The following is a 24,109-nucleotide window of genomic DNA, read 5'->3' as shown; positions in this document are numbered from 1 at the left end:
CCGGTAATTGCTTCCCGTCATTGCGTTGCGCCGTTCCAGTAAATTATAAGATTATGGCTTGCCCTGCCCGAGGCAATAATATCTTTGCGGCCGTCCCCGTCAAGGTCGGCTACTTTCAGGTCTTCACAGGCCATGGTATTGTCATCAATGGGGTAGGCTTTCCATTCCCCGCTTTCCTGCTGCCATAACTGAATGCCCACTTTCCCTTCCTTGTTGGGATTTCGCCAGCCGGCGACGATCTCATCGCCGGCGGCCCCGGTCAGATCTTCAGCTGCCAGGCCGTGGCCCTGGTCCATACTTTCTGTCAGTACTTTCCTCCGGCTTTTTTCCAGCCCAGGATAAATCGTTAAATTATTGCCGTGCATGGGTTCAATACCCGTTAACCAAGTCTGGCCGTCAGCGTCATGCCCCACCCGCAATTCCCCGAAAGAGGATCCGTAAAGCAGCCAGCTGGCTGCCCATTGCCCGTCCTCGAACTTCAGTTTGCGGACCCCTTCTTTTCCGCCGATATACAGCAGTTCCCGGTCTTTTTCGGGAACGATCTCAAAGTTGTGGCTCATATGAAGCAACCGGTCGATGATCTTATAGTTCCAGGCGCCGTCCTTGTTTTCAGGAGGTTCGTAAGCCATTACCCGCACGGCATCACCTTCGCCGTTCGTATTTCCCCTGCCGTGGAGCGGCAGCACGATCAGCTGGTATTTGCCAGGCGCCGCCAATACCCAACCCATCCGGTGGACGGTGGGTTCATGGTAAAGCTTTACCGGAATCCATGTACCCGTAGGGTCTGCGGGCCGCTCCAGGTAAAAGACAGCGCCCGATTGTGCCGTATCGCTGGTTTCGCCCGGATTCCATTGAGCGCCCACGGCTACTTCTACCAGGCCGTCGCCGTTAATATCCCGGGCGGCCACACAAACATTATCGTGCTGAGTCAGATCCCTGGCCATGATAAAGCGTTCCCAGTCACCGTTGCGGTACCAGACGATCTCTTTTTTGTCCGCCAACACAATGTCCGGCTTTTTATCGCCGTCTACGTCGCCAATTGCCAGGCCGTAGCCAATGTCCACGTTGTCGTCAATAACCTGGGGTTTAAAAACCGGTGCGGGAACATCATCAGCAGGCGGGCCAGTTGGGTGAGGCTGATTTGCCAGGAGGAAGCAGCCGGCTATGGCAAGGATAATCCAATTCATTGAATATTTTTTTTTCGATTATTAAACCGGGATGCCAGCAGGCATTGGCCGCCCCGGATCGGGATTCGCGGAACCAGGCGCCGCAACTAATTTACTAAAATTGCTAATCTTTACCAATGTAAAGATATACGTCCCCGGGCTGCCGGCGGAAATGATAAGGGGAATCAAAAAGACAAACCGTAAATGTAACTTCATTAAAGTAATTTAGAAAAAATCCCGAAGGCAAAGCGGCCAGCTCCTTAAAAAATGCTTCTGCCGGGATTAATGGTTTAATATTTGTTCTTGATGGGAGATGATTGAAAATCTTTACCTTATTCTTGGCCTTTCCCTGGCCCTGGGCATGCTGGTAGGTATCCAGCGGGAGCATGTGAATTCACGGGTTGCCGGTATCAGGACCTTTCCGCTGATCACGCTTACCGGGACCCTTTCAGCGTTGTTGTCGGAAGAACTTGGAGGCTGGCTGGTTACCGCCGGTGTGGTCTGCCTGGGCGGGCTTTTGGTGGTAACCAACTGGCAGCGAACCATGCAGCGGCAGAAAGTGGGCGGGCTTACGACCGAAATGTCCATTATCCTTATGTTCCTCATCGGGGCTTACCTGGTATACGGAAATCAGCTGCTGGCTGTTGTGCTTACCGGGGTAGTGGTCGTCCTTCTTCATTTCAAACCAGCCTTGCATGGTTTTGTCGATAAGATAGGAGAGAAGGATCTGAAGGCCATTATGCAGTTTGTACTGATCACCCTGGTGATCCTTCCGGTGCTGCCCAATGAGAATATGGGCCCCTACCAGGTACTGAACCCCCGGGAAATATGGTGGATGGTTGTGCTGATCGTAGGAATCAGCCTTGTGGGTTATTTCCTCTATAAACTACTCGGTGGAAAACTGGGGGTACTGGCAGGAGGTATGCTTGGGGGGCTTGTTTCCAGTACCGCCACTACTGTTTCTTACGCCAGGAAGACAGCAGGTACGGCCAGTGCCACCCATGTTGCCATACTGGTGCTGCTGGCGGCCACCGTGGTTTCTTACGCCAGGGTCCTGATTGAAATTGCGGTGGTAGCTCCCGGTGTTTTCAGTCAAATGGCCTGGCCCATTGCAATGGAGCTGTTTTTCTTTGCTGCAATGACGCTGGTTTGGTTTTTCAGACGGGGAAAGGAAAGCGGAGAGCTTCCCGAACAACATAATCCGGCCGAAATAAAAAATGCATTGATCTTTGCCGGGCTGTACGGCCTTATTGTATTGGTTTCGGCCTGGGCATCGAATGAGGTAGGGCAGGGCGGGCTGTTCGGGGTAGCGGTACTTTCAGGTCTTACGAACATGGATGCTATCACCCTTTCCACAGCAGGCATGGCGGCCTCTCAGGAAATTGACGTACAGCTAGCCTGGAGGTTGATCCTTACTGCGTCGCTTTCCAATCTGGCTTTTAAGGGAGGAATTGTGTTGTTCCTGGGGAATCCAAGACTGAAAAAATATATGGCTGTACTGTTCGGTATGGGAATTATCGGCGGTCTGGGAATTTTGGCGTTCTGGTAATTTTGGCGTTCCGGTATACGGGGGGATTTTACAGGAAGCCCAGCTGCAGTTTTGCTTCTTCGCTCATCATCTCCTTATCCCAGGGCGGGTCAAAAACAACGTCAAGAGCGGCTTCGCGGATACCTTCGACGGCCTGAACCTTTTGCCGCACTTCTTCCGGAAGCGTGCCTGCAACAGGACAGAAAGGGGAAGTAAGCGTCATGATTATTTCCGCATTGCGCTCGGGCGTGATGTTCAGTTCGTAGATAAGCCCTAACTCGTAGATATTCACCGGGATCTCCGGGTCATAACAGGTTTTGACCGCTTCAATGGCGTCTTCCCGAAGCTGCTCCAGCGTTTTCTCTTTATTTTCTTCTTCCATGTTCGAAATCTTTTAAACAGGTAAGTTCTTATATGCCAGCGCATACAGTTTCATTTGCCGGATCATGGAAGCAAAGCCGTTCGAGCGCTGGGAGCCTACTACCTTTCGCATGCCAATGCGTTCTACAAAGTAGAGTTCCGAATCAAGGATCTCTTCCGGAGCCCTTTCATTCCAGATACGGATAAGCATGCTGATAAGGCCTTTGGTGATCTCCGTATTGCTGTCAGCTTTAAAGATCACTTTTCCATTCTCGAAGCCGCTCACCAGCCACACTTTTGACTGGCAGCCTTTTACAATATTCTCTTCGACCTTGTATTTTTCTTCGAGCGGAGGAAGCTTGCTGCCCATTTCCATGATGTAGAAAATGGTGCTTTCCATATCATTTTCGAGCAGCGAAAACTCTTCAATGATCTCTTCCTGTATTTCGTTGATCTCCGGTTTCACCTTGATGTTATTTTCTCCACGCTTTCCAGGAAATAATCGACTTCTTCGACCGTATTGTAAACGGCGAAGGAAGCGCGGCAGGTACCTTCAATACCGTATAATTCCATTAGCGGCTGGGTGCAGTGATGGCCCGTGCGCACGGCAATGCCCCGGGCGTCCAGCAGCATTCCCGTGTCAAAGAGATGCGTATTTTCCAGCAGGAAGGAGACAATGCCGGAGGCCTCGGCAGGCGTGCCCACCAATTGAACCCCGGGTATGGCTTTCAGCCCTTCCATTGCCCGGCGGAAAAGTTGGTCTTCATGGGCGTGAATAGCCGGTTTACCCAGCTCGTTTATAAATTCAATAGCCGGCTTAAAGGCGACCACTTCGCCAATGGTGGGAGTGCCGGCTTCAAACTTATAGGGAATGTCGTTATACGTTGTTTTTTCAAAATGTACGTCACGGATCATGGATCCGCCGCCCTGGTAGGGAGGGATGGCCTCCAGTTCCGCGCGCTTTCCATACAGCACGCCAACTCCTGTGGGTCCGTAGATCTTATGAGCGGAGAATACTAAAAAGTCACAGTCAATCTCCTGCACATCAAGCGGAAGGTGTCCGACGGACTGCGCCGCGTCTATCAGTACTTTTGCACCCGCCTCGTGGGCCATCTCCGTGATTTTCTTAACCGGGTTGACTGTGCCCAGGGTATTGGAAACATGTACAATGGATACCATCCTGGTTTTCGGGCTCAGCTGCCGCGCATATTCGTCCATCAGTAATTCGCCTTCAGGACTTACGGGGATCACTTTCAGCACCGCTCCCTTCTCCTGGCAGATCATTTGCCAGGGGACGATATTGGAATGATGCTCCATCGCCGAAATAATGACTTCGTCCCCCTGCCGGAGCATACTCCTGCCGAAAGACTGAGCCACCAGGTTGATGCCTTCTGTAGTTCCCTTGGTAAAAATTACCTCTTCGGATTCCGCGGCGTTAATAAAGCGGGCGAGCAGTTTCCGGGTGTCTTCGAACCCCTCGGTGGCCCGGTCGGCCAGCGTATGCACCCCGCGATGGATATTTGAATTATCGAAGCGGTAGTAATGGAGCAGGGCGTCAATGACCCGCTGAGGTTTTTGGGAGGTAGCGGCATTGTCAAAATACACCAGGGGATGCCCGTTCACTTCCTGGTGAAGTACGGGAAATTGTTCCCTGATAGCATTTATATCGATCATTTATCCGTTAAATTTTTGGGCGGCAATCTTCATCAGGGGCTCTTTCAACGCTTCCACCTGTAATTTGTCGATCACCTCTTCTGCATATGCCCGCAGCAGCAAACGTTTGGCGTCATGTTCGGACAGCCCCCTTGAGCGCAGATAGAAAACGGCTTCCTCGTCCAGGTGGCCGCTGGTAGCGCCGTGGGTACAGCGCACATCATCTGCAAAGATCTCCAGCTGCGGCTTGGTATTGATCGTCGCTTCGTCCGACAGCAGGATGTTTACGTTCCGCTGGTAGGCGTTTGTCTTTTGGGCGTCTTTTTCCACGAAGATCTTCCCGTTGAAAACCGCCGTTGCCTGTTCGTTAATAATACCTTTATATAGCTGGTCGCTGTAGCATTCAGGGGCATCGTGATTTACCCTTGTATGATTGTCCAGGAACTGGCTGCCGTTCAGCAGGTACAGGCCGTTCATAATACTCCGGCACTGTTTATCCAGCAGCCGGAAATGAAGGTTGTTCCTGATAAAGGCTCCGTTAAGCGAAATAATATGGGTATCTACAGAAGCATTTTCATGCTGTTCTATTTCCGTATAGCCCACGTGGTAATTCTCACCTGTTTCCAGCTGCAATTTGGTGTAATCCACCAGGGCGTCCCTTTCAGCTTTTATTTCCGTTACCACGTTGGTAAGCGCCGCCTGGCCCGCTGCACCCGCAAATACTTCTATTACCTTAAAGGAGGAACCAGGTTCGGCAATGATCAGGTTCCGGGGACGTATCTTCAGCGCTGCATCCTCCGTAACGGCCAGGTGATAGAGAACCACCGGCTTGTCAAGGCTGCTTCCGGAAGCTGCGTGTATAAAGGCCCCGTCTGTAAACCCAACGGTGTTGGAAGCGACAAAACCGGAGTTCATGGCCGCGATATTTCCAAAGTGCGGTCCTATCAGGGGAAGAAGCTGCTCATCCATGATGCTTCCGGCAGTAATTCCCTTCTGACCGGCGGGAAGCGTGGAAAGTTCCGCGCTCAGCCATCCGTTTACAAATACGAGGTACCAGGCATCCAGTCCCGAAAGAGGGTAGGACGCAAAGGCTTCCCGGCTTACCGAAGAGGCAGCTTCCCGGCCGGGGAATTCATATTCCGGCGCGGTTATTCTCCGAACAGGAGTATATTTCCAGTCTTCCAGCTTTGCATGCGGATAGCCGTGCTTTTCAAAATATGCCCTTGCTTCTTCTTTCCTGGCATTTATAGTGGCAATGGAGCGTTGGATATCCGGATCCTGGGCTATGATAGCATTGTTCATTTAAGCTTCTACTTTATCTTCGTCTTTTATCCAGTCGTAACCCCTGGCTTCCAGTTCAAGCGCAAGGCTTTTATCTCCCGATTTCACGATCTTCCCGTTATACAGCACATGGACAAAGTCCGGCACAATATATTCCAGCAGGCGTTGGTAGTGAGTGATGACAATACAAGCATTGTCCTTGCTCCGTAACTGGTTGACGCCGTTTGATACCAGCCTCAGGGCGTCAATGTCCAGGCCGGAATCGGTTTCATCCAGGATGGAAAGGCTGGGTTCGAGCATGGCCATCTGGAATATCTCATTTCTTTTTTTCTCTCCGCCGGAGAATCCTTCGTTCAGGGAACGGCTCAGCAGGGACTGGCTCATTTCCACGAGCTTCATCTTTTCCTTCATCAATTTCAGGAATTGTACCGCGTCCAGCGGCTCTTCCCCGCGGGCTTTCCGTAACTCGTTAACGGCTGTTTTCAGGAAGTTCGTCGTGCTGACCCCGGGGATTTCCACAGGGTATTGAAAGGCAAGGAAAATGCCTTTGCGGGCGCGGTCTTCGGGGGCAAGTTCCATCAGGTCTTCGCCCTGATAGCTGATGCTCCCCGAGGTAACTTCGTATTCTTCCCGCCCGGCCAGGATCGCAGAAAGCGTGCTTTTCCCTGAACCGTTCGGGCCCATGATCGCATGCACTTCGCCCGGGTTTACCTGGAGGCTGATGCCCTTCAATATTTCTTTTCCTTCAATGGAAGCTTTCAGATCTTTTATCGTTAACATAACTTTTTCTTAATGCTTTAAATTAACCTACGCTGCCTTCGAGACTTACTGCCAGTAACTTCTGAGCCTCTACTGCGAATTCCATGGGCAAATGGTTCAATACTTCCCGGCAGTAACCGTTCACTATAAGGCTTACCGCTTCTTCCGGGCCAATGCCGCGTTGGTTGCAGTAAAATATCTGGTCTTCCCCGATCTTGGAAGTCGTTGCTTCGTGTTCTATCTGGGCGGTTTTGTTCTTTACCTCGATATAGGGGAACGTATGCGCGCCGCATTTATCGCCAATCAGCAGGGAGTCGCATTGGGTATAATTACGTGACTGCGTGGCGTTCTTTCCCACTTTTACCAGGCCGCGGTAAGAATTATTGCTGAAGCCGGCGGAAATACCCTTGGAAACGATCCGGCTGCGGGTGTTTTTTCCCAGATGGATCATTTTTGTGCCGGTATCGGCCTGTTGACGGTTATTAGTAACCGCCACAGAGTAAAATTCGCCCATTGAGTAATCTCCTTTCAGGATCACGCTCGGGTATTTCCAGGTAATGGCCGAACCGGTTTCTACCTGGGTCCAGGAGATCTTGGAATGATGCCCCTGGCACATTCCGCGCTTCGTCACAAAATTGTAGATCCCGCCTTTTCCATCCTTGTCACCGGGATACCAGTTTTGTACTGTTGAATATTTTACTTCGGCATTATCAAGGGCCACGATCTCCACAACGGCGGCATGAAGCTGGTTTTCATCCCGCATAGGGGCGGTACAGCCTTCAAGGTAGCTTACGTAAGCGCCTTCTTCTGCGATGATGAGGGTACGTTCAAACTGGCCCGTATTCTGGGCATTAATACGGAAATAGGTGGAAAGCTCCATGGGGCAGCGCACTCCTTTGGGAATATATACGAAGGACCCGTCAGAGAATACGGCCGAATTCAGCGCGGCGAAGAAATTATCGCCGGGAGGAACCACCGAGCCCAGGTATTTCTTTACCAGTTCCGGGTGTTCTTTCACCGCTTCGCTTACCGAACAAAAGATCACGCCCGATTCCTTCAGCTTTTCGCGGAAGGTGGTCGCTATAGAAACGGAATCGAATACCGCATCTACGGCTACCCCTGACAGCAGCTTTTGTTCATCAAGAGAAATGCCCAGCTTGTCAAAGGTGGCACGCAATTCAGGGTCGACTTCGTCCAGACTGTTAAGCTGCGGCTTTTTCTTTGGAGCAGCATAATACGATAATTTCTGGTAATCGATCCCCGGATAGGTTACATTCGGCCAATGCGGTTCTTCCATTTTCTGCCAGTTACGGAACGCTTTCAGCCTCCATTCCAGCAGGAATTCAGGTTCTTCCTTTTTTGCCGAAATAAAACGGATGATATCTTCGTTTAACCCTGCCGGCGCATATTCGGTTTCAATATCGGTATGGAAACCATATTTATACTCCGATTGGGTAATTTCTTCAAGAACTTTCAAATCTTCACTCATAGCACTGAACTTACATAACTTAAACCCATTCTAAATAACTTTGTTTGACCGGCGGCGAAAGGCTTTTCCATCGATTTCCGGGAGTCTTTTCAAAGCGTCTCAATGGGTTCAACATAGCCCAGGGGGCTTTGTTTTGATTCGCGCCAAAGTTACATAATTCCGCCGATTTATGCTTGTTTTCCACCGATATTATGCACACCGGACTGCCCGGCAGGAATCAGATGGTTAAACTTCTTTGTTCTTCAAAGGCCCGGATGCGGTCTTTTAAACTAAGCAGGTAATCAATATCGTCGTAACCATTCAGGAGACAGGTCTTTTTATAGGCATTGATCCCAAACTTTTCGGACAGGCCGCTATCCTGAAGCGACACTTCCTGGTTTTCAAGATCCACTTTCAACAGCGTCTGCGGCCGTGCATGCACAGCTGTGAGCAATTGCTGAAGGAAGGGTTCTGAAACCTCTACCGGCAGCAGCCCGGTATTAAGTGCATTCCCTTTGAAAATATCGGCGAAAAAGCTGGATACAACCACCTTGAAACCATAATCATAGATAGCCCATGCAGCATGCTCCCGGCTGGATCCGGAACCAAAATTACGTCCGGCCAGCAGAATACTTCCCGAATAAAGGGAGTTGTTAAGTACAAAATCCGGCTTTGGCTCGCCTTCGGCGGTGAACCGCCAGTCGCGAAAAAGGTTGTCTCCAAAGCCTTCCCTGCTGGTAGCTTTTAGAAAGCGGGCAGGAATGATCTGATCTGTATCCACATTTTCTACGGGCAAGGGCACAGCCGTTGATATGAGCGTCTTGAACTTTTCCATCTTATTGATACGATACTATGCTTCCACCAGGTTCAGGTATTCTCTGACATCTACGATCCGGCCTTCAAGAGCTGTAATGGCGGCAACCAGAGGGCTCACGAGGAACGTCCTTGCGCCCGGACCCTGGCGGCCTTCAAAGTTGCGGTTAGAAGTCGAAACGCAATATTCCCCGGCAGGGATCTTGTCTTCATTCATTCCCAGGCAAGCCGAACAGCCGGCTTCGCGAAGTTCAAAACCAGCAGCCTTCAGTATGCGGTCAATTCCTTCCGCATGAGCTTGTTCCGCCACCTGCCGGGAACCGGGAACGATCATGGCATGGACATTTTCTGCCTTTCTGCGGCCTTTTACAACGCTGGCTACCAGGCGAAGGTCCTCCATACGCGAATTGGTACAGCTGCCAATGAATACATGGTCAATTGTTTTTCCAAGGAGTGAAGAGCCGGGCTCCAGCCCCATGTAATCGAGGGATTTCCGGAAATTCTCCTTGTTCGGGACTTCCTCCAGGCTGGGAATGTGGCCGGAAATACCAATCCCCATTCCCGGGTTGGTTCCGTAGGTGATCATGGGTTCGATGTCCGCCGCGTCAAAATGGTATTCCGTATCGAATATGGCGTCTTCATCACTGGAAAGAGTCTTCCAATAGGATACGGCTCTTTCAAAAGCTTCTCCCTTTGGCGCGAACTTTCGTCCCTTTATATAATTAAATGTTTTTTCATCGGGGGCAATGAGGCCGCCGCGGGCACCCATTTCAATACTCATATTACATACGGTCATCCGGCCTTCCATGCTCATATCCCGAAAGACTTCTCCGGCATATTCCACAAAATGTCCCGTGCCGCCGCCGGTGCCCAGCTTTGAAATAATGTAAAGGATCACATCCTTGGGGTATACCCCGGGCTGGTTTTCCCGTTTACGGTAATACGCATTTTTTTTGGCCGGCTAAGCAGCAGGCACTGGCTGGCCATTACCATTGCAACCTGGCTGGTGCCGATGCCGAAGGCTACCGCACCGAACGCTCCGTGAGTAGACGTATGGCTATCCCCGCAAACGATGGTCATTCCCGGTTGGGTAATTCCCAGTTCAGGTCCGATAACATGGACAATTCCCTGGTAAGGATGTCCCAGCCCGTACAGTTCTACTCCGAACTTCCTGCAATTTTCTTCCAGGGTGTTTACCTGTTTCCGGGACAATGCTTCAGGAATCGGTAGGTGCTGATTAAGGGTGGGTACGTTATGATCGGCTGTAGCCACCATGTTTTCCGGCCTGAAAAGGGGCAGCCCGCGTTTCTCCAGCTCGGAAAATGCCTGCGGGCTGGTCACTTCATGAATAAAATGCTTGTCTATGTAAAGAGCGTCAATGCCGCCTTCGACAGTAGATACGACGTGTGCGTCCCATATCTTCTCAAATATCGTTTTTCCCATGAGCTTTTCATTAAAACCTCTTTAAACCTCTACTCTCGCCGTGATATTTGAAATCTTCATGATCTCGTGCAGATCCTCGTCCATCACCTCCTTCTTCCGGTCCGCATAATCGAGGAACAGCTGATAAACGTTATCCAGTTCGTCTTTGGTAAGGTGGTAACCCAGTTTCTGGGAGCGGTAAGCGATGGCTGCCCGTCCGCTCCGTGCCGTAAGCACGATGGATGACTGGTCAACACCCACTTCTTCGGGGTCGATGATCTCATAGGTTTCCCGGAACTTGATCACACCGTCCTGGTGAATGCCTGACGAATGCGCAAATGCGTTGGAGCCGACAATGGCTTTGTTAGGCTGAACGATCATGCCCATACGGTCAGACACCAGACGGCTGCTTGGATAAAGCAGCCGCGTTTGGATGTCTGTATAAAGGTTTAGGCCAGGATGCTGTTTAATAACCATCACTACTTCTTCCAGGGAAGTATTTCCCGCGCGCTCGCCAATGCCGTTAAGGGTACATTCGATCTGCCCGGCGCCGTTTGCCGCTCCGGCGATGGAATTAGCGGTAGCGAGTCCAAGATCGTTATGACAGTGCGTCGAAAGCGTTACCTTATCAATACCTTTTACGTTTTCCTTCAGGTAACGGATCTTGGCTCCGTATTCTTCCGGAAGACAGTAACCTGTCGTATCGGGGATGTTAAGGACGGTTACGCCTACTTTCACAAGGGCTTCGCATACGCGTGCCAGGTATTCGTTATCTGTCCTTCCGGCGTCCTCGGCATAAAACTCCACGTCTTCCACGAAACTTTTGGCATATTTGACCGCATCCACCGCCCATTCTATGATCTTTTCAGGAGTAGTGCGGAATTTATACCGGATATGGGTTTCCGAGGTGCCTATCCCGGTATGAATACGCGGGCGTTTCGCATGCTTCAGGGCGTCTGCCGCTACTTCAATGTCCCTTTTTACCGCACGTGACAAACCACATACGACCGGGTCTTTTACGGCTTTGGCAATTTCTACGACCGAATTAAAATCACCGGGGCTGGAAATAGGAAAGCCTGCTTCAATAATGTCCACTCCCAGCTTTTCGAGCTGGCGGGCGATCTCTATTTTTTCCGGAGTGTTTAACTTGCAACCGGGGACCTGTTCCCCGTCACGTAACGTAGTGTCAAATATTTCTATTTTCCTTGGGGCCATTGCTGCATTCCTTTCTTATGTTCACGAAGCTACCGGATAGCATGATTTATTAAAATTGCATTAACTTTACTGCTACAACAGCTAAATTTTGGCTGTGTTTTGCATTAGTTTGATAATCAATAAATTAAAATACTGTTCGTTACAATGGCAAACGCGAAATCAGACCCCCTGTTCCAACTTATCAAATCGCTTTCAAAATCGGAGAAAAGAAATTTCAAGCTATACGCAAGGCGGCTTACGTCCAATGAAGACGCCAAATTCATTAAACTATTTGATACCATGGACCGCATGGCGGCCTATGATGAATACCTTATCCTTCAAAGGGCGCCGGTTACTAAAATGCAGCTTGCCAATATGAAGGCTCACCTGTATAAGCAGGTATTGATCAGCCTCCGGTTGAAATATACGGATATCAGCTTTGAACTGCAATTACGTGAGCAAATTGATTTTGCACGTATCCTTTATAATAAGGGCCTGTATATGCAAAGCCTGAAGCTGCTCGAAAGGGCCAAAGGCCTTGCTTCCCAGTATAACCAGGATATTATCGTCCTGGAAATCGTCGAATTCGAAAAGCTGATCGAGTCTCAGCATATTACGCGAAGCCTGAGTAACAGGGCAGAGCAACTGGCCACTGAAGCAAGTGAGCTGAACCAACATATTCAGCGGAAAAACGCCCTGTCAAACCTTTCCCTGAAATTATACGGGCTTTACCTGAAAGTAGGGTATGTCCGAAATGAAAAGGACAGGGCATTTGTCGAAGCCTATTTTAATGCCAATTTACCCTCCCTGGAAATAGATAAGCTGGGCTTTGATGAAAAGCTGTTCCTTTACCAGGCCCAGGTTTGGTACTATCATATTATGCAGGATTTTCCCTTGTGTTACCGCTCAGCCCAGCATTGGGTTGACCTGTACGAGGAATACCCCCTGATGAAGAAAATAAGTCCTGGCCCTTATCTTAAAAGCTATCATTACCTGCTTGATACATTGTTTTACCTGCAGCATTACTCAAAGTTTGGGGAAAGGCTTGATAAATTGAGTCATGATATTGAAAGCGGTGAGATCATGCTGGAGGGAAATACAGAAACCCTTGCCTTTATGTATCTCTATACCAACCGGATCAATAAGCATTTCATGGAAGGCACCTTTTCAGAAGGCGTCAGTGAAATATTGCCGGGGCTGCTGGATATGCTTGAACAACGGCGGCCGGGCCTGGACTCGCATCATATTCTCGTACTTTATTATAAGATTGCCTGTCTTTATTTCGGGAGCGGGGATAACCTGAATGCCATTGCCTACCTGAAAAAAGTCACCGATTGCCGGGAAGAAGGGCTGCGGGAGGACCTCCAATGCTTCGCCCGGATCCTCCATCTTATTGCTTCCTATGAGGAAGGGCTGGATGAGCATTTGGATTACCAGATAAAAGCCGTTTACAAGTTTATTGTCAAAATGAATGAACTGCACCAGGTACAGCAGGAGATCATGATCTTTGTGCGGAACCTGGGTCGCATTTATGAGTACCAGCTGAAAGAAGAATTTAAAAAGCTCAGGAGCCGCTTACTGCTCCTCTCGGAACATCCTTATGAAAAACGCGCCTTTCTTTACCTGGATATTATTTCCTGGCTGGAAAGCAAAATTGAGAACAGGCCCGTTCAGGATGTGATCCGGGAAAAGTTTGAGAAAAACAAACGCTGAAACCGGACCCGTTAAGTAGACCGGGCGCGCGGACATTCTGTACACGAAGCCCGGCACACCATCCTCCCCGTTACAAAATTTTAATGAGCAGGGTTATGATGAAACCAGCCAGCGCTATATAAAGTGGTGCAAGCATGCTAATCAGCCATTTCAACAATGATTTATAAGAATTTGCAATTTCCAGTTTAAGCGCGGTCGTATCTCCTTTAACTTCTGCTTTTAGCAGGCTTATATTCCCTTCTAACTGACGTATATCACTTTTAAGAAGGGCAATGTCATTCCTGGTAGCTAGCTTGTCCTGGTAAATCATTTTTATTTTCTCCTCAAGTAACGAAATAAAATTCCTTGCTCCGTTCTCACCAAAATTTTCTTTCAGAGCGTCAACAAGTTTAAAATCAATTTTCATAGTGCGTTATTTATAGGTTTTTGTAGATAATGTGCAACGGCATAAAAGTAGGATTTATTTCATTATAGCCGCGGTTTTAACCTCAAAAAAAGTAAAACTAAAGGGTTTAAATACAATTAAAAAAGCCCTGCCCGCTTTTGGCGGGACAGGGCTTTGCCGTATATAAGAGATGTATGGAGAGACGCTTGTTCAGTCTTTGATTCTATAACGGGAAAAGGCAGGTGAACGCTACAATAAGATTAAAAAAAATTGCCGGACGCATTAGCCGGTTTTCCTGTCGGAGAAGATCCGGTAATATTCGAGGGGTGTTTTTCCGGTAATTTCCTTGAAACGGCGATTGAAATTAGAAAGATTGTTGAAGCCGCTTGCGTAACATACCTGGGCGATGCTCATGGAATTTTCAAGGATAAGTTTGCAGGCGTGGCCTACTCGTATCTCAGTGAGGAAACGGATATAGGTCTTCGATGTCCGCGTTTTAAAATAGCGGCAAAAGGAATGCGGGCTGATATGGGCGCTGCGCGCGGCTTCCTCAATGCTCACGGGTTGGGTAAAATTATTAAAAGTATAATGATAGATCTCGTTGATCTTGTCCACACGGTCAAAGGAATGACTCTGGGTAAAGCCCAGACTAGATAAAAACAATTTTTCATTGCTGCAGGCAATATCATAAAGCATCTCCAGGAGACTGGTTACCCGGTACACACCTTTCGCATGAAGAATAACCTCCATTTTATGCCGGATCCGGTCATGCAGGCCGCCGGTGAGCCTGATGCCTCTCCGGGCGTCTTCCAGCAGTAAGCGTACCGGTTTCATCTCCGGGATATGGAGAAATGTTTTTCCCAGGCATTCCGGCAGGAAGTGGACGGCAATTGATTCGCTTTTATGCCGGGATCCAGGGTGAAAATACAGGTCGTCGTTTCTCCACATATGGGGGAGGTTAGGGCCCAAAAGTACCAGATCGCCATCGCCGAAGCGTTCCATATGGTCGCCCACGAGGCGGGTGCCGCTGCTTCTCCTGATAAAGGTTAACTCCGCTTCCGGGTGATAATGCCAATGATTGTACAGGTATGGCAGAATATCCTCCCTGATCCGGAACGTGTAATCGTTACCCGCGTCAACCTTTCTTAAAATTGGTTTCATTACTATTAAGGGAACCGTTAAGAGAACCTTTGAATACTGTATAAAACTAAGTTCTTTTTGCTGGTATCGCAAGTAAATGTTTTTTTGCCACCGGGTGCAGGAAAACGGCGGCAATGATGATAAGGGCGCCGAGGTAAAAACCCGTGGTCATTCTTTCGCTTTCTCCGAAAAAGATAACTGCCAGCAAAATCCCGTAAACAGGTTCCATATTAGTGATAAGGATCACCGTGTAAGCCGAAAGCTCGCGCATAACGGCCACCCCCCAGACATAGGCGAAAGCGGTGCAAACAGTGGAGAGCAGGATAAGGTAAAAAAGGTCAGCGTTCGAAAATGCAAAGCGCTCCAGGCTGTTAAAGCCCCCGCTCAGTACAATAAACCCCGTCATGCCGAGCCATCCGCCGGTCATTTCATAAAAGCTGATGGTGACCGGGTCATGCTTTTTAATTTCCCAGGAATTGAAAATGGTGAACAAGCAAGCCAGGAGGGCCGCCAGCAGCCCGACGATGATCCCTTCGGTGTACCTGGTCTCGAAGTGAAAGATCAGTGCAATGCCGGCGATGATCATGATTCCGGTGAAAACATCCAGGAGTGAGAGTCTTCGTTTATTGAACGCCGGCTCCAGCAGCCCGGTGAAGAGTGTTTGTGCAGAAAGGCAAACCAGCGTTACCGCAACGGCTGAAACCTTGATCGAATGATAAAAGCAGATCCAGTGACCGGAAACCAGCAGGCCTATCCCAAGCAGGCGCAGAAGCTTCCTGGAGGGCAGCAGGGCCAGTTTTCCGCGAAAGCGAAGGAATACTGCCAGGGAAATTCCTGCAAACAATACCCGGTACCAAACCAGCGGAAGGGCATCCAGTGAGATCAGGGCGCCGAGAATAGCGGTAAAACCCCAGATGAACACCGTGAAATGAAGTTTTATGGTGTTACTTAGGTGCAATTCTGTATAAATAATAGGCGATAGATCCGAAGATCACATTTGGAAGCCAGGCAGCAACAACGGGAGGGACGTTTCCCTGTATGGAAAAAACGCTGGCGAACTGCATGAACAGCACGTACAGAAAGCTTAGTCCGATCCCCAGCCCCAGAGAAGCTCCCACACCGCCCCGCGATTTGCGCGAAGAAAGAGAAACGCCAATGAGTACCAGGATAAAGACGGTGAAAGGGGACGCAAACCGCCGGTGGTACTCGTACTGGAATACTTCAAGGTTACCTGTTCCGCGGATCTTTTCTACCCGTATATTCTCTTCCAGCTCATTCATGGTCATGGTAGTGGTCAGCTCATCGTCCTTTATGTCAAAATCCGACGGGCTGAAAGCCAGGGTAGTGTCTATTTTATCGCCCCGGATCATTTTTTCCCGTAAACTGTCAATATACCGTATACTGTAATCTTCTATAAGCCACTTGTTGAGTGTAGTGTCCCAGAGGATCCGGTCGGCCATCAGTTTATAGCGAAGGTCCTGGCCCTCGAAGCGTTCCAGGGAGAACTTATAGCCCACGCTGTTATCTATATTAAAGGATTCTACATAAGCGAATGTTTCCGCGTCCAGCTGCATATGAATATCCCTGGCCACCCCGCTGTTCTTCTTTTCTTCATAGGTCATCTCGAAGTCGTACTTCGTTTTGGTAGCCGGCGGGATAACATATCCGTTAAAAACAAACGTAATGGCCGCCAGGAAGAGCGCCGCCAGGAAATAGGGGTAGAGGAAACGATTGTAGCTGATGCCCCCGCTAAGGATAGCTACTACTTCGGTATCATTGGCCATCTTGGCCGTAAACAGAATGACTGATACGAAGATCAGGAAGGGGCTAAGGAAGGAAGCGTAAAATAAAACGAAATTTAAATAGTAGTCAACAACGATCTTTTCAACGGGCGCCTCCCATTTAAGAAAGTCGTCCATCTTTTCCGAGATGTCAAATACCACGGCAATTGCCATAAAAATAGCAAGAGTAAGAAAAAAGGTACCCAGGAACCGTTTAATAATGTAACGGTCAAGCAGGCTTATTCCCGGTATTTTAAAACGCCTTTTTCGCATCCGTGTTATTGCTAAATCCTGGCCGAAACCGCTTTGACCATCTGGTCCTTCCAGCGGGCAAAGGTGCCGTCAATGATCCTTTTCCGGGATTCTCCCGTCAGCCAAAGATAAAAATGTAAATTATGAAGTGAAGCTATCTGCGCTCCCAGAATCTCTTTGCTGGTAACCAAATGCCTTAGGTAGGCCTTTGAATAATGTTTGTCAGCCCACAAATCGCTTTCTTCGTCAATGGGGGAAAAGTCGTTTTTCCATTTTTCATTCCTTATATTAATGATCCCGTTCCTGGTAAAGAGCATCCCGTTGCGCGCGTTCCGGGTGGGCATTACGCAGTCGAACATATCAATTCCAAGGGAAATACATTCCAGGATATTAGCGGGAGTGCCCACTCCCATGAGATACCGCGGTTTGTCTGCCGGAAGGATCTCACAGACTATTTCCGTCATTTCGTACATCTCTTCAGCCGGCTCGCCCACAGACAGGCCTCCGATGGCATTTCCCTCCTGGCCGAAAGAAGCGATGGTTTCGGCCGAAGCCTTCCGCAGGTCTTTGTAAGTACTGCCCTGCACAATGGGGAACAGCATCTGATCGTATCCGTAGAGCGGCTCTGTTGCCTTAAAATGGTTGATGCATCGTTCCAGCCAGCGATGAGTAAGTTGCAGGGAGGTTTCGGCATAGCGATAGGAACAGGGGTAGGGAGTGCATTCGTCCAGCGCCATAATAATATCGGCTCCAATGATACGCTGGGTATCCATGGTGTTTTCCGGCGTGAACAGGTGCCTGGATCCGTCTATATGCGAACGGAAAGTAACGCCTTCTTCCTTTATCTTTCGCGTGCCTGAAAGGGAAAATACCTGGTAACCTCCGCTGTCGGTAAGTATAGGAGCATCCCAGCCATTGAATTGGTGGAGCCCTCCGGCTTTATGGAGAGTGTCCAGGCCCGGCCGGAGATAAAGGTGATAAGTATTTCCCAGGATGATCTGCGCGCGGATATCTTCTTTCAGTTCCCGTTGATGCACCGCTTTTACCGTGCCGGCCGTGCCAACTGGCATAAATACCGGGGTTTCAATTGTTCCGTGACTGGTATGAAGTGTTCCCGCCCTTGCCCGCGATAAAGGGTCGGAATGTTCCAACTTAAAATTCATGCAATGGCAAAGATAAGAACCCCCTCTCAGATTTTATTTTTTTATCTTCGGGGGTGGAAATAGAATTACAAAGTCTGCCTGGTTTGCTTTACCTGTTGCTCTTTGCGGCAACGCTTGTACAGCTTGCTTATTATTTATTCATTTACAGGAAGTTGTTTTCTTACCGGGAGGGGGAAGACGGAGAGGCTCCCATGCAGCCGGTGAGCGTTATCGTAGCGGCGAGGAATGAAGCCGGTAACCTGGAAAGCTATCTGCCCGCTATTTTGACGCAGGATTATCCCGATTTTGAGGTCATTGTAGTGAATGACCGGTCTTACGACGGCACCGCGGAATTGCTGAAAGAACTGAAAGAGCAATATCCGGGGCTGCGGGTGGTGGATATCCCGGAAAATGACAAATACCGGCAAGGTAAAAAGTTTGCCCTGACAATGGGCGTGAAGGCAGCTGCCCATGAACTGCTTTTGTTTACGGATGCCGATTGCCGGCCGCTTTCCCCCTTTTGGATAAAGAATATGCAGCGTGGCTATGCACATGCAGGAACAGAAATAGTATTGGGAGCCTCGCCTTACGAAAAAAGAAAGGGATTGCTGAACGCTTTTATACGTTATGAAACCTTTTATACGGCCATTAACTACCTTTCATTTGCCCTTGCGGGAATGCCCTACATGGGTGTGGGCCGTAACCTGTCGTATAAAAAGTCACTTTTTTTAAACAGAAAGGTTTTGCCAGTCATCTTCACCTTAGGTCCGGCGATGACGACCTTTTTGTTAACCGGGCGGCGGACAGCGGAAATACCCGTATCGCGTTTTCGCGCGAAAGCCAGACCGTGAGCAAAGCGGAGCTAACCTGGGGCGACTATATACGCCAGAAAAGGAGGCACCAAAGCGTTGGAAAGTACTACAGGGGAAAACATAAATTTTTTCTCAGCCTGCATGCGTGCGCTGCTATCCTTTTTTATGCCTGTCTTTTTACTTTATCGGGCATCGCCTGGGACCCCGTCTTCCTGGGAGTTGCCGCAGGCAGTAAATGGCTTGTCCAGTACATTGTTTTTCGCCCTGTAATGAAAAGAATGAAAGCCGGCGACCTCTGGCTTTTCCTCCCTTTCCTGGATTTGCTATACCATATATATATATTAATAATGAACCTGACTCCAACCTCACCGGAAAACGTGCAATGGAAGTGATCAGAAAATATTTCCCTTCCCTTGAAGCGACTCAATCAGAACAGTTTGAAGCCCTGGAAGCGCTTTATACTGATTGGAACGCGAAAATAAACGTGATCTCAAGGAAGGATATCGACCACCTTTACGAGCGGCACGTCCTTCATTCCCTGGCCATTGCCAAAGTGAATTCCTTTAAGGACGGCACATGGGTGCTGGATGCAGGGACCGGCGGTGGCTTCCCGGGTATTCCGCTCGCGATCCTGTTCCCGGAAACCAGTTTTTACCTGGCAGATTCCATCGGGAAAAAAATCAAGGTAGTAAAGGAAGTAGCTGAAAGCCTGGGCCTGAAAAACGTAACTGCTGCAAACCAACGGGTAGAAACCATTGACCGGCGCTTTGATTTCGTGATCTCCCGCGCAGTTACCCGCCTTCCGGAATTCTATTCCTGGGTAAAGGACAAGATCAGCAAGAATTCTTTCAACGAACTGGACAATGGGATCCTGTATTTAAAAGGAGGTGACCTGGCTGAAGAGATCGCCGGGTTGGGGCAGCCTGCCAGAAGTTACCCGGTAAATGAATTTTTTGACGAACCTTATTTTGATACGAAATATGTAGTGCATGTACCGCTAAGCTAGTGTAAACCCACCGGCTTAAAAAATTTCTACCTATGTCACGTCTTCATCAGCTGGCGCTCACGCTGCTGCCGGGAATCGGCCCCGTGCTTGCGCGTAAACTATTGGATCACTACGGAAGCGGAGAAGCTGTTTTCCGCGAATCGGCAAAAGACCTTGTCCGGCTACCCGGAATCGGGGAGAAGCTTGTTCGCTCATTTATGCCTCCCGTGTTTACCGATGCCTTAAAACAGGCGGAAGCGGAATTAAAAATTGCAGAAAAAGCAGGTACCCGGCTGCTATTTTACCTGGACAAAAGTTATCCTCGCAGGTTAAAGCACTGCCATGATGCACCCGTCCTCTTATTTTTCCGGGGAAATACGAATATTGATCATCCACGTGTGGTCAGTATTGTAGGTTCCAGGAGGGCAACCCCATATGGCAATATGTTGTGCGAAACCCTGGTTGAAGGCCTGCGTCCTTATGACCCGCTGATCATAAGCGGGCTCGCCTATGGGATTGACGTCACTGCGCACCGGGCAGCGCTGAAAAACAAGCTGGCTACCATTGGTGTGTTAGGACACGGCCTTAACCGCATTTATCCTGCCGCTCACTCCCGCATTTCGCGGGACATGGAACAGGAAGGCGGCTTGCTTAGCGAATTTTTCCACGATTTTCCGGCGCTTCCGGAAAATTTCCCAAAAAGGAACCGCATAGTCGCAGGCCTGTCGGACGCCACTATTGTCGTAGAAGCAAACGAAAAAGGCGGCGCCCTGATCACAGCGGATATCGCCTCCAGTTATGACCGGGAGGTATTTGCATTCCCCGGAAGGCTGCGCGATGAAAATTCCCGGGGTTGCCTGCGCATTATAAGGGATCATAAAGCCCAGCTTATTACCGGCGCGGCTGACGTAGCCTGGTATCTTGGCTGGGATAAAAAGCCGGATCAGGAACCTTCGGGAAATGCTCCTTCTGGAAATCTTACGGAAGAAGAAAGGAAAGTGCTGCAAATAATTATAGAATCCGGGAGCATTTTAATTGACGATCTCCGTATTCGCGCTGATTTTTCACAAGAAAGCTTATTTTTTATCTTGTTGCAACTGGAAATGCATGGATTTATAAGTAATATACCCGGTAAAGGCTATGTTTATTGTAAATAATCCAAAATTTTAAGACGTTTCGTCTTTTTAAAATTGATTTTTTAATAAAAAAAGCGTGAAAAATTTGAAATTGTAATATTTCGTTGTGTATTTTTGTGTTAAAATTATAAAACAATGAAAAAGATTGGTTTTAAATCCGTTTTTCCGCTAATCGTGCTGGCGCTGATCAGTATTGTGGCAATTTTTATTCCTGCTGAAGGAGTGAATCTTGAACAGGCAGGTATAAATAGTGCCGATGTCGCCTGGATTTTGGTGGCTTCTACGCTTGTTTTCCTGATGACACCCGGTTTGTCCTTTTTTTACGGGGGAATGGTTAACAGGAAAAACGTGATTTCTACGATGCTGCAAAGTTTCATCGCGACCGGACTTATCAGTGTGATATGGGTGGTCGTCGGTTTTAGCCTGGCATTCGGCGAATCCGTAAACGGCTTCATCGGGAACCCGGCAACCTTTTTCTTTTTCAGCGGCGTCGCCCCTGGAGAGCCCTGGAGCCTGGCTCCAACTATTCCTTTATTGTTGTTTGCCCTTTTTCAAATGAAATTCGCCGTAATTACCCCCGCTCTGGTTGTGGGAGCGGTGGCCGAACGCATCCGGTTTACGGCATATATATTATTTATGGTGCTGTTCAGCCTGCTAGTTTACGCGCCAATTGCACACTGGACCTGGCATCCGGACGGAATTCTCTTTAAACTCGGCGTACTTGATTTTGCCGGGGGGACCGTGGTTCATATTTCCGCAGGCTGCGCGGCGCTGGCCGGCGCGCTTATTCTGAAACGTCGTAAAGATCATATTCAAAAGAAAAGCATTCAACCCGCCAATATTCCTTTTGTTTTGCTCGGAACGGGGCTCTTATGGTTTGGCTGGTTTGGTTTCAACGCAGGTTCTGCCCTGGGAGCCAATGGCCTGGCAGCTTCGGCCTTTGCCACAACCAATACGGCGACGGCGGCAGCGGGCCTGGGATGGATATTATTTGATGCCGCAAGGGGAAGAAAACCTTCCGCGCTCGGATTTTGCATCGGCGCCGTTGTAGGTATGGTGGCCATTACTCCTGCGGCGGGCTTTGTAGGTATTCCCCATAGCATGTTCATTGGCCTTATCGCCAGTATTGTTTCCAACCTCTTCGTTCACTGGAAATCCCGTTCCACCATAGACGATACGCTGGACGTATTTCCCTGCCATGGCGTAGGAGGGATCGTAGGCATGTTACTTACCGGCGTTTTTGCCAGCTCAGTAGTAAACGCCGCAATTAGTGACGGATGGTGGTATGGAAATATAGACCTCTTTAAAAACCAGCTGCTGGGCATGTTATTGGTGGTTGGATACAGTTTCTGCATGTCCTGGCTGATATTCAAGGCCATCAACCTGGTTTACCCGCTTCGTGTTTCTGCTGAAGAAGAAGAGTTGGGGCTGGACGTAAGTCAGCATGACGAAAAGTACCTGGAAGGCCAGATGCTGATCGACCGGAAAGGCCGGCTGAAACAGGATGAGCCCGCATTCACGGAAGAAAAACAATATATATAAACCGGGAAAGAGGGGGCTGACTGAAAAAAATCATGAAAATATCGAAAAAATTGATAATTTTGTGCGGCAAATAATACACCCTTAATTCTATTATTTGCCATGCAGTCAGACCCCTTAAAATTTGCCGGAGAAGGCCTTACCTACGATGATGTGCTGCTCATACCGGCCTATTCGGAGACCCTTCCGCGCGAAGTAAATACCCAGACAAGATTAACCCGTAATATCCGCATCAATATTCCTATTGTTTCCGCCGCCATGGATACGGTGACGGAATCGGCCCTTGCCATTGCTATTGCACAGGAAGGCGGAATAGGGATTCTTCATAAGAACATGAGCATTGAGCGGCAGGCGCTGGAAGTGCGAAAGGTGAAGCGGTCGGAAAGCGGCATGATCCTGGATCCGGTGACGCTTCGGGACGATGCCACGCTGGAGGAAGCCCTGGCGCTGATGAAGGAATACAAGATCGGGGGTATTCCCATTGTGGACGGCGAGCGCAAACTGACCGGTATTCTTACTAACCGCGATCTCCGTTTTCAGAAGGACATTACGATGAAGGTGGGTCAGGTCATGACCCGTCATAACCTGGTGATTGCTCCGGAAGGAACCGATCTTGCCAAGGCCGAGGAGATCCTCCAGAATCATAAAATTGAGAAGCTTCCGGTGGTAGATAAGGATGGCCGGCTGAGCGGACTGATCACGTACAAAGACATTCAGAAATTCAAGAACTTCCCTACTGCCTGCAAGGATACCCATGGACGCCTTCGGGTAGGGGCTGCTGTAGGTGTTACCGCTGATACGCTGGACAGGGTAGCTGCCCTGGTAAATGCCGGAGTAGATGTGATCATCATTGATACCGCCCACGGCCATTCCCGGGGTGTGATCATCGAGGTGAAAAAAGTGAAGGAGCGTTTTCCTGACCTGGAGATCATTGCAGGGAACGTAGGTACCGGCGAAGGCGCCAAAGCCCTGGCCGACGCAGGCGTAGACGGCGTGAAAGTAGGCATTGGCCCCGGCTCCATTTGTACCACCCGCGTGGTTGCCGGCGTAGGCGTTCCGCAGCTAAGCGCTGTATATGAGGCGGCTAAAGCCCTGCAAGGCATGGGTATTCCGGTAATCGCCGACGGCGGGATAAAGCAAACGGGGGACATTGTAAAGGCTATTGCTGCCGGCGCAAGTTCCGTAATGGCCGGGTCACTGTTTGCCGGTGTGGAAGAATCTCCGGGTGAAACTATTATTTACGAAGGAAGGAAGTTCAAATCCTACCGCGGCATGGGTTCCGTGGAGGCGATGGAACTGGGTTCCAAAGACCGCTATTTCCAGGATGTGGAAGACGATATAAAAAAACTGGTGCCCGAAGGTATCGTAGGAAGGGTACCCTATAAAGGCACGCTGCGTGAAGTGATGCACCAGTATATCGGCGGCCTCAGGGCCGGCATGGGCTACTGCGGGGCCGCCACCATCGAAGACCTTCAGAAAGCCCGTTTTGTTAAGATCACGGCTGCAGGCCTCCGCGAAAGCCATCCCCATGATATCATCATCACCAAGGAAGCCCCCAATTATTCGAGGTAAACCTGCTT

General features: G+C 49.4%; 22 protein-coding genes and 1 pseudogene. 8 read left to right on the top strand and 15 right to left on the bottom strand.

Features of this window, described 5'->3' with window-relative positions:
* Positions 1-17: 17 nt before the first annotated feature.
* The gene (locus tag FRZ59_RS13900) at positions 18-1,187 is read right to left on the bottom strand and encodes an FG-GAP repeat domain-containing protein (RefSeq protein WP_132128433.1); all 1,170 of its coding nucleotides are present in this window, start codon (positions 1,185-1,187) and stop codon (positions 18-20) included.
* A 292-nt stretch (positions 1,188-1,479) separates the two neighbouring features.
* Here FRZ59_RS13900 and FRZ59_RS13895 point away from each other — a divergent pair, with 292 nt between their 5' ends.
* A complete protein-coding gene (locus FRZ59_RS13895) occupies positions 1,480-2,715 on the top strand; it encodes an MgtC/SapB family protein (protein WP_132128432.1) in 1,236 nt (411 codons plus the stop codon).
* 28 nt (positions 2,716-2,743) lie between these two features.
* Here the strand turns inward: FRZ59_RS13895 and FRZ59_RS13890 are convergent, their stop codons facing one another.
* The 9 genes and pseudogenes from FRZ59_RS13890 to FRZ59_RS13850 all read right to left on the bottom strand — a co-directional run bounded on the left by FRZ59_RS13890 (position 2,744) and on the right by FRZ59_RS13850 (position 11,665).
* Complete coding sequence (locus FRZ59_RS13890; RefSeq protein ID WP_132128431.1) at positions 2,744-3,076, bottom strand: iron-sulfur cluster assembly protein; 333 nt, start codon at positions 3,074-3,076, stop codon at positions 2,744-2,746.
* Positions 3,077-3,088: 12 nt separating this feature from the next.
* A complete protein-coding gene (locus tag FRZ59_RS13885; RefSeq protein ID WP_132128430.1) occupies positions 3,089-3,520 on the bottom strand; it encodes a SufE family protein in 432 nt (143 codons plus the stop codon).
* Positions 3,517-4,728 carry an aminotransferase class V-fold PLP-dependent enzyme gene (locus tag FRZ59_RS13880; protein ID WP_132128429.1) on the bottom strand — a complete coding sequence of 404 codons (1,212 nt, stop codon included), beginning with the start codon at positions 4,726-4,728 and terminating at the stop codon, positions 3,517-3,519. The genes FRZ59_RS13885 and FRZ59_RS13880 overlap by 4 nt, the downstream gene beginning before the upstream one ends.
* Positions 4,729-6,009, bottom strand: coding sequence for a Fe-S cluster assembly protein SufD (gene sufD / locus FRZ59_RS13875; protein WP_132128428.1), 1,281 nt, complete (start codon positions 6,007-6,009; stop codon positions 4,729-4,731). It lies immediately after the preceding gene.
* On the bottom strand, positions 6,010-6,768 hold the full coding sequence (gene sufC / locus FRZ59_RS13870; RefSeq protein WP_132128427.1) for a Fe-S cluster assembly ATPase SufC: 759 nt from the start codon (positions 6,766-6,768) through the stop codon (positions 6,010-6,012). It abuts the gene before it with no gap.
* 22 nt (positions 6,769-6,790) lie between these two features.
* The gene (gene sufB / locus FRZ59_RS13865) at positions 6,791-8,236 is read right to left on the bottom strand and encodes a Fe-S cluster assembly protein SufB (protein WP_132128426.1); all 1,446 of its coding nucleotides are present in this window, start codon (positions 8,234-8,236) and stop codon (positions 6,791-6,793) included.
* A gap of 217 nt (positions 8,237-8,453) precedes the next feature.
* Positions 8,454-9,050: a 3-isopropylmalate dehydratase small subunit gene (leuD, locus tag FRZ59_RS13860; RefSeq protein ID WP_132128425.1), complete on the bottom strand. Its 597-nt coding sequence runs from the start codon at positions 9,048-9,050 to the stop codon at positions 8,454-8,456.
* Between the two features lie 15 nt (positions 9,051-9,065).
* Positions 9,066-10,471 (bottom strand): annotated as a pseudogene (gene leuC, locus FRZ59_RS13855) (3-isopropylmalate dehydratase large subunit).
* 21 nt (positions 10,472-10,492) lie between these two features.
* Positions 10,493-11,665 (bottom strand): 2-isopropylmalate synthase, encoded by a 1,173-nt coding sequence (locus FRZ59_RS13850; protein ID WP_132128423.1) that lies wholly within the window; start codon positions 11,663-11,665, stop codon positions 10,493-10,495.
* Positions 11,666-11,809: 144 nt separating this feature from the next.
* Between FRZ59_RS13850 and FRZ59_RS13845 the strand changes: the two genes are divergently transcribed.
* Positions 11,810-13,357 (top strand): hypothetical protein, encoded by a 1,548-nt coding sequence (locus tag FRZ59_RS13845; RefSeq protein ID WP_132128422.1) that lies wholly within the window; start codon positions 11,810-11,812, stop codon positions 13,355-13,357.
* Between the two features lie 70 nt (positions 13,358-13,427).
* On the opposite strand, the gene FRZ59_RS13840 is transcribed toward FRZ59_RS13845, so the two are convergent.
* From FRZ59_RS13840 to tgt, 5 genes are all read right to left on the bottom strand, one after another.
* Positions 13,428-13,763 carry a hypothetical protein gene (locus FRZ59_RS13840; RefSeq protein WP_132128421.1) on the bottom strand — a complete coding sequence of 112 codons (336 nt, stop codon included), beginning with the start codon at positions 13,761-13,763 and terminating at the stop codon, positions 13,428-13,430.
* Between the two features lie 261 nt (positions 13,764-14,024).
* On the bottom strand, positions 14,025-14,903 hold the full coding sequence (locus tag FRZ59_RS13835; protein WP_132128420.1) for an AraC family transcriptional regulator: 879 nt from the start codon (positions 14,901-14,903) through the stop codon (positions 14,025-14,027).
* 46 nt (positions 14,904-14,949) lie between these two features.
* Complete coding sequence (locus FRZ59_RS13830) at positions 14,950-15,804, bottom strand: DMT family transporter (protein ID WP_262713130.1); 855 nt, start codon at positions 15,802-15,804, stop codon at positions 14,950-14,952.
* Between the two features lie 22 nt (positions 15,805-15,826).
* Complete coding sequence (locus FRZ59_RS13825) at positions 15,827-16,936, bottom strand: LptF/LptG family permease (protein WP_132128418.1); 1,110 nt, start codon at positions 16,934-16,936, stop codon at positions 15,827-15,829.
* 11 nt (positions 16,937-16,947) lie between these two features.
* Positions 16,948-18,078, bottom strand: a complete 1,131-nt coding sequence (gene tgt, locus FRZ59_RS13820; protein ID WP_132128417.1) for a tRNA guanosine(34) transglycosylase Tgt — start codon at positions 18,076-18,078, stop codon at positions 16,948-16,950.
* A gap of 53 nt (positions 18,079-18,131) precedes the next feature.
* On the opposite strand from tgt, the gene FRZ59_RS13815 reads away from it, so the two are divergent.
* The 6 genes from FRZ59_RS13815 (at position 18,132) to guaB (ending at position 24,101) form a co-directional block, all read left to right on the top strand.
* Positions 18,132-18,908, top strand: a complete 777-nt coding sequence (locus tag FRZ59_RS13815) for a glycosyltransferase (RefSeq protein WP_225975069.1) — start codon at positions 18,132-18,134, stop codon at positions 18,906-18,908.
* Positions 18,905-19,261 carry a glycosyltransferase family 2 protein gene (locus FRZ59_RS19155; RefSeq protein WP_225975068.1) on the top strand — a complete coding sequence of 119 codons (357 nt, stop codon included), beginning with the start codon at positions 18,905-18,907 and terminating at the stop codon, positions 19,259-19,261. The genes FRZ59_RS13815 and FRZ59_RS19155 overlap by 4 nt, the downstream gene beginning before the upstream one ends.
* The gene (gene rsmG / locus FRZ59_RS13810) at positions 19,252-19,875 is read left to right on the top strand and encodes a 16S rRNA (guanine(527)-N(7))-methyltransferase RsmG (protein ID WP_132128415.1); all 624 of its coding nucleotides are present in this window, start codon (positions 19,252-19,254) and stop codon (positions 19,873-19,875) included. The genes FRZ59_RS19155 and rsmG overlap by 10 nt, the downstream gene beginning before the upstream one ends.
* A 32-nt stretch (positions 19,876-19,907) precedes the next feature.
* Complete coding sequence (gene dprA, locus FRZ59_RS13805; RefSeq protein WP_132128414.1) at positions 19,908-21,011, top strand: DNA-processing protein DprA; 1,104 nt, start codon at positions 19,908-19,910, stop codon at positions 21,009-21,011.
* A gap of 114 nt (positions 21,012-21,125) precedes the next feature.
* Positions 21,126-22,532: an ammonium transporter gene (locus FRZ59_RS13800; protein WP_132128413.1), complete on the top strand. Its 1,407-nt coding sequence runs from the start codon at positions 21,126-21,128 to the stop codon at positions 22,530-22,532.
* 99 nt (positions 22,533-22,631) lie between these two features.
* Positions 22,632-24,101, top strand: coding sequence for an IMP dehydrogenase (guaB, locus tag FRZ59_RS13795; RefSeq protein WP_132128412.1), 1,470 nt, complete (start codon positions 22,632-22,634; stop codon positions 24,099-24,101).
* Positions 24,102-24,109 lie beyond the last annotated feature (8 nt).

The sequence above is a fragment of the Anseongella ginsenosidimutans genome, from assembly GCF_008033235.1.
Taxonomy (GTDB): domain Bacteria; phylum Bacteroidota; class Bacteroidia; order Sphingobacteriales; family Sphingobacteriaceae; genus Anseongella; species Anseongella ginsenosidimutans.
This window is presented reverse-complemented; position numbering and strand designations above follow the sequence as displayed.

What these genes read in the sequence shown, in the direction of transcription:
- guaB (WP_132128412.1), top strand. Translation starts at nt 22,632, where the DNA reads ATGCAGTCAGACCCCTTAAAATTTGCCGGAGAAGGCCTTACCTACGAT.
- tgt (WP_132128417.1), bottom strand. Translation starts at nt 18,078, where the DNA reads ATGAATTTTAAGTTGGAACATTCCGACCCTTTATCGCGGGCAAGGGCG.
- FRZ59_RS13880 (WP_132128429.1), bottom strand. Translation starts at nt 4,728, where the DNA reads ATGATCGATATAAATGCTATCAGGGAACAATTTCCCGTACTTCACCAG.
- FRZ59_RS13840 (WP_132128421.1), bottom strand. Translation starts at nt 13,763, where the DNA reads ATGAAAATTGATTTTAAACTTGTTGACGCTCTGAAAGAAAATTTTGGT.
- leuD (WP_132128425.1), bottom strand. Translation starts at nt 9,050, where the DNA reads ATGGAAAAGTTCAAGACGCTCATATCAACGGCTGTGCCCTTGCCCGTA.
- FRZ59_RS13825 (WP_132128418.1), bottom strand. Translation starts at nt 16,936, where the DNA reads ATGCGAAAAAGGCGTTTTAAAATACCGGGAATAAGCCTGCTTGACCGT.
- sufC (WP_132128427.1), bottom strand. Translation starts at nt 6,768, where the DNA reads ATGTTAACGATAAAAGATCTGAAAGCTTCCATTGAAGGAAAAGAAATA.
- FRZ59_RS13850 (WP_132128423.1), bottom strand. Translation starts at nt 11,665, where the DNA reads ATGGCCCCAAGGAAAATAGAAATATTTGACACTACGTTACGTGACGGG.
- FRZ59_RS13800 (WP_132128413.1), top strand. Translation starts at nt 21,126, where the DNA reads ATGAAAAAGATTGGTTTTAAATCCGTTTTTCCGCTAATCGTGCTGGCG.
- dprA (WP_132128414.1), top strand. Translation starts at nt 19,908, where the DNA reads ATGTCACGTCTTCATCAGCTGGCGCTCACGCTGCTGCCGGGAATCGGC.
- FRZ59_RS13845 (WP_132128422.1), top strand. Translation starts at nt 11,810, where the DNA reads ATGGCAAACGCGAAATCAGACCCCCTGTTCCAACTTATCAAATCGCTT.
- sufB (WP_132128426.1), bottom strand. Translation starts at nt 8,236, where the DNA reads ATGAGTGAAGATTTGAAAGTTCTTGAAGAAATTACCCAATCGGAGTAT.
- FRZ59_RS13900 (WP_132128433.1), bottom strand. Translation starts at nt 1,187, where the DNA reads ATGAATTGGATTATCCTTGCCATAGCCGGCTGCTTCCTCCTGGCAAAT.
- FRZ59_RS13890 (WP_132128431.1), bottom strand. Translation starts at nt 3,076, where the DNA reads ATGGAAGAAGAAAATAAAGAGAAAACGCTGGAGCAGCTTCGGGAAGAC.
- rsmG (WP_132128415.1), top strand. Translation starts at nt 19,252, where the DNA reads ATGGAAGTGATCAGAAAATATTTCCCTTCCCTTGAAGCGACTCAATCA.
- FRZ59_RS13895 (WP_132128432.1), top strand. Translation starts at nt 1,480, where the DNA reads ATGATTGAAAATCTTTACCTTATTCTTGGCCTTTCCCTGGCCCTGGGC.
- FRZ59_RS13835 (WP_132128420.1), bottom strand. Translation starts at nt 14,903, where the DNA reads ATGAAACCAATTTTAAGAAAGGTTGACGCGGGTAACGATTACACGTTC.
- sufD (WP_132128428.1), bottom strand. Translation starts at nt 6,009, where the DNA reads ATGAACAATGCTATCATAGCCCAGGATCCGGATATCCAACGCTCCATT.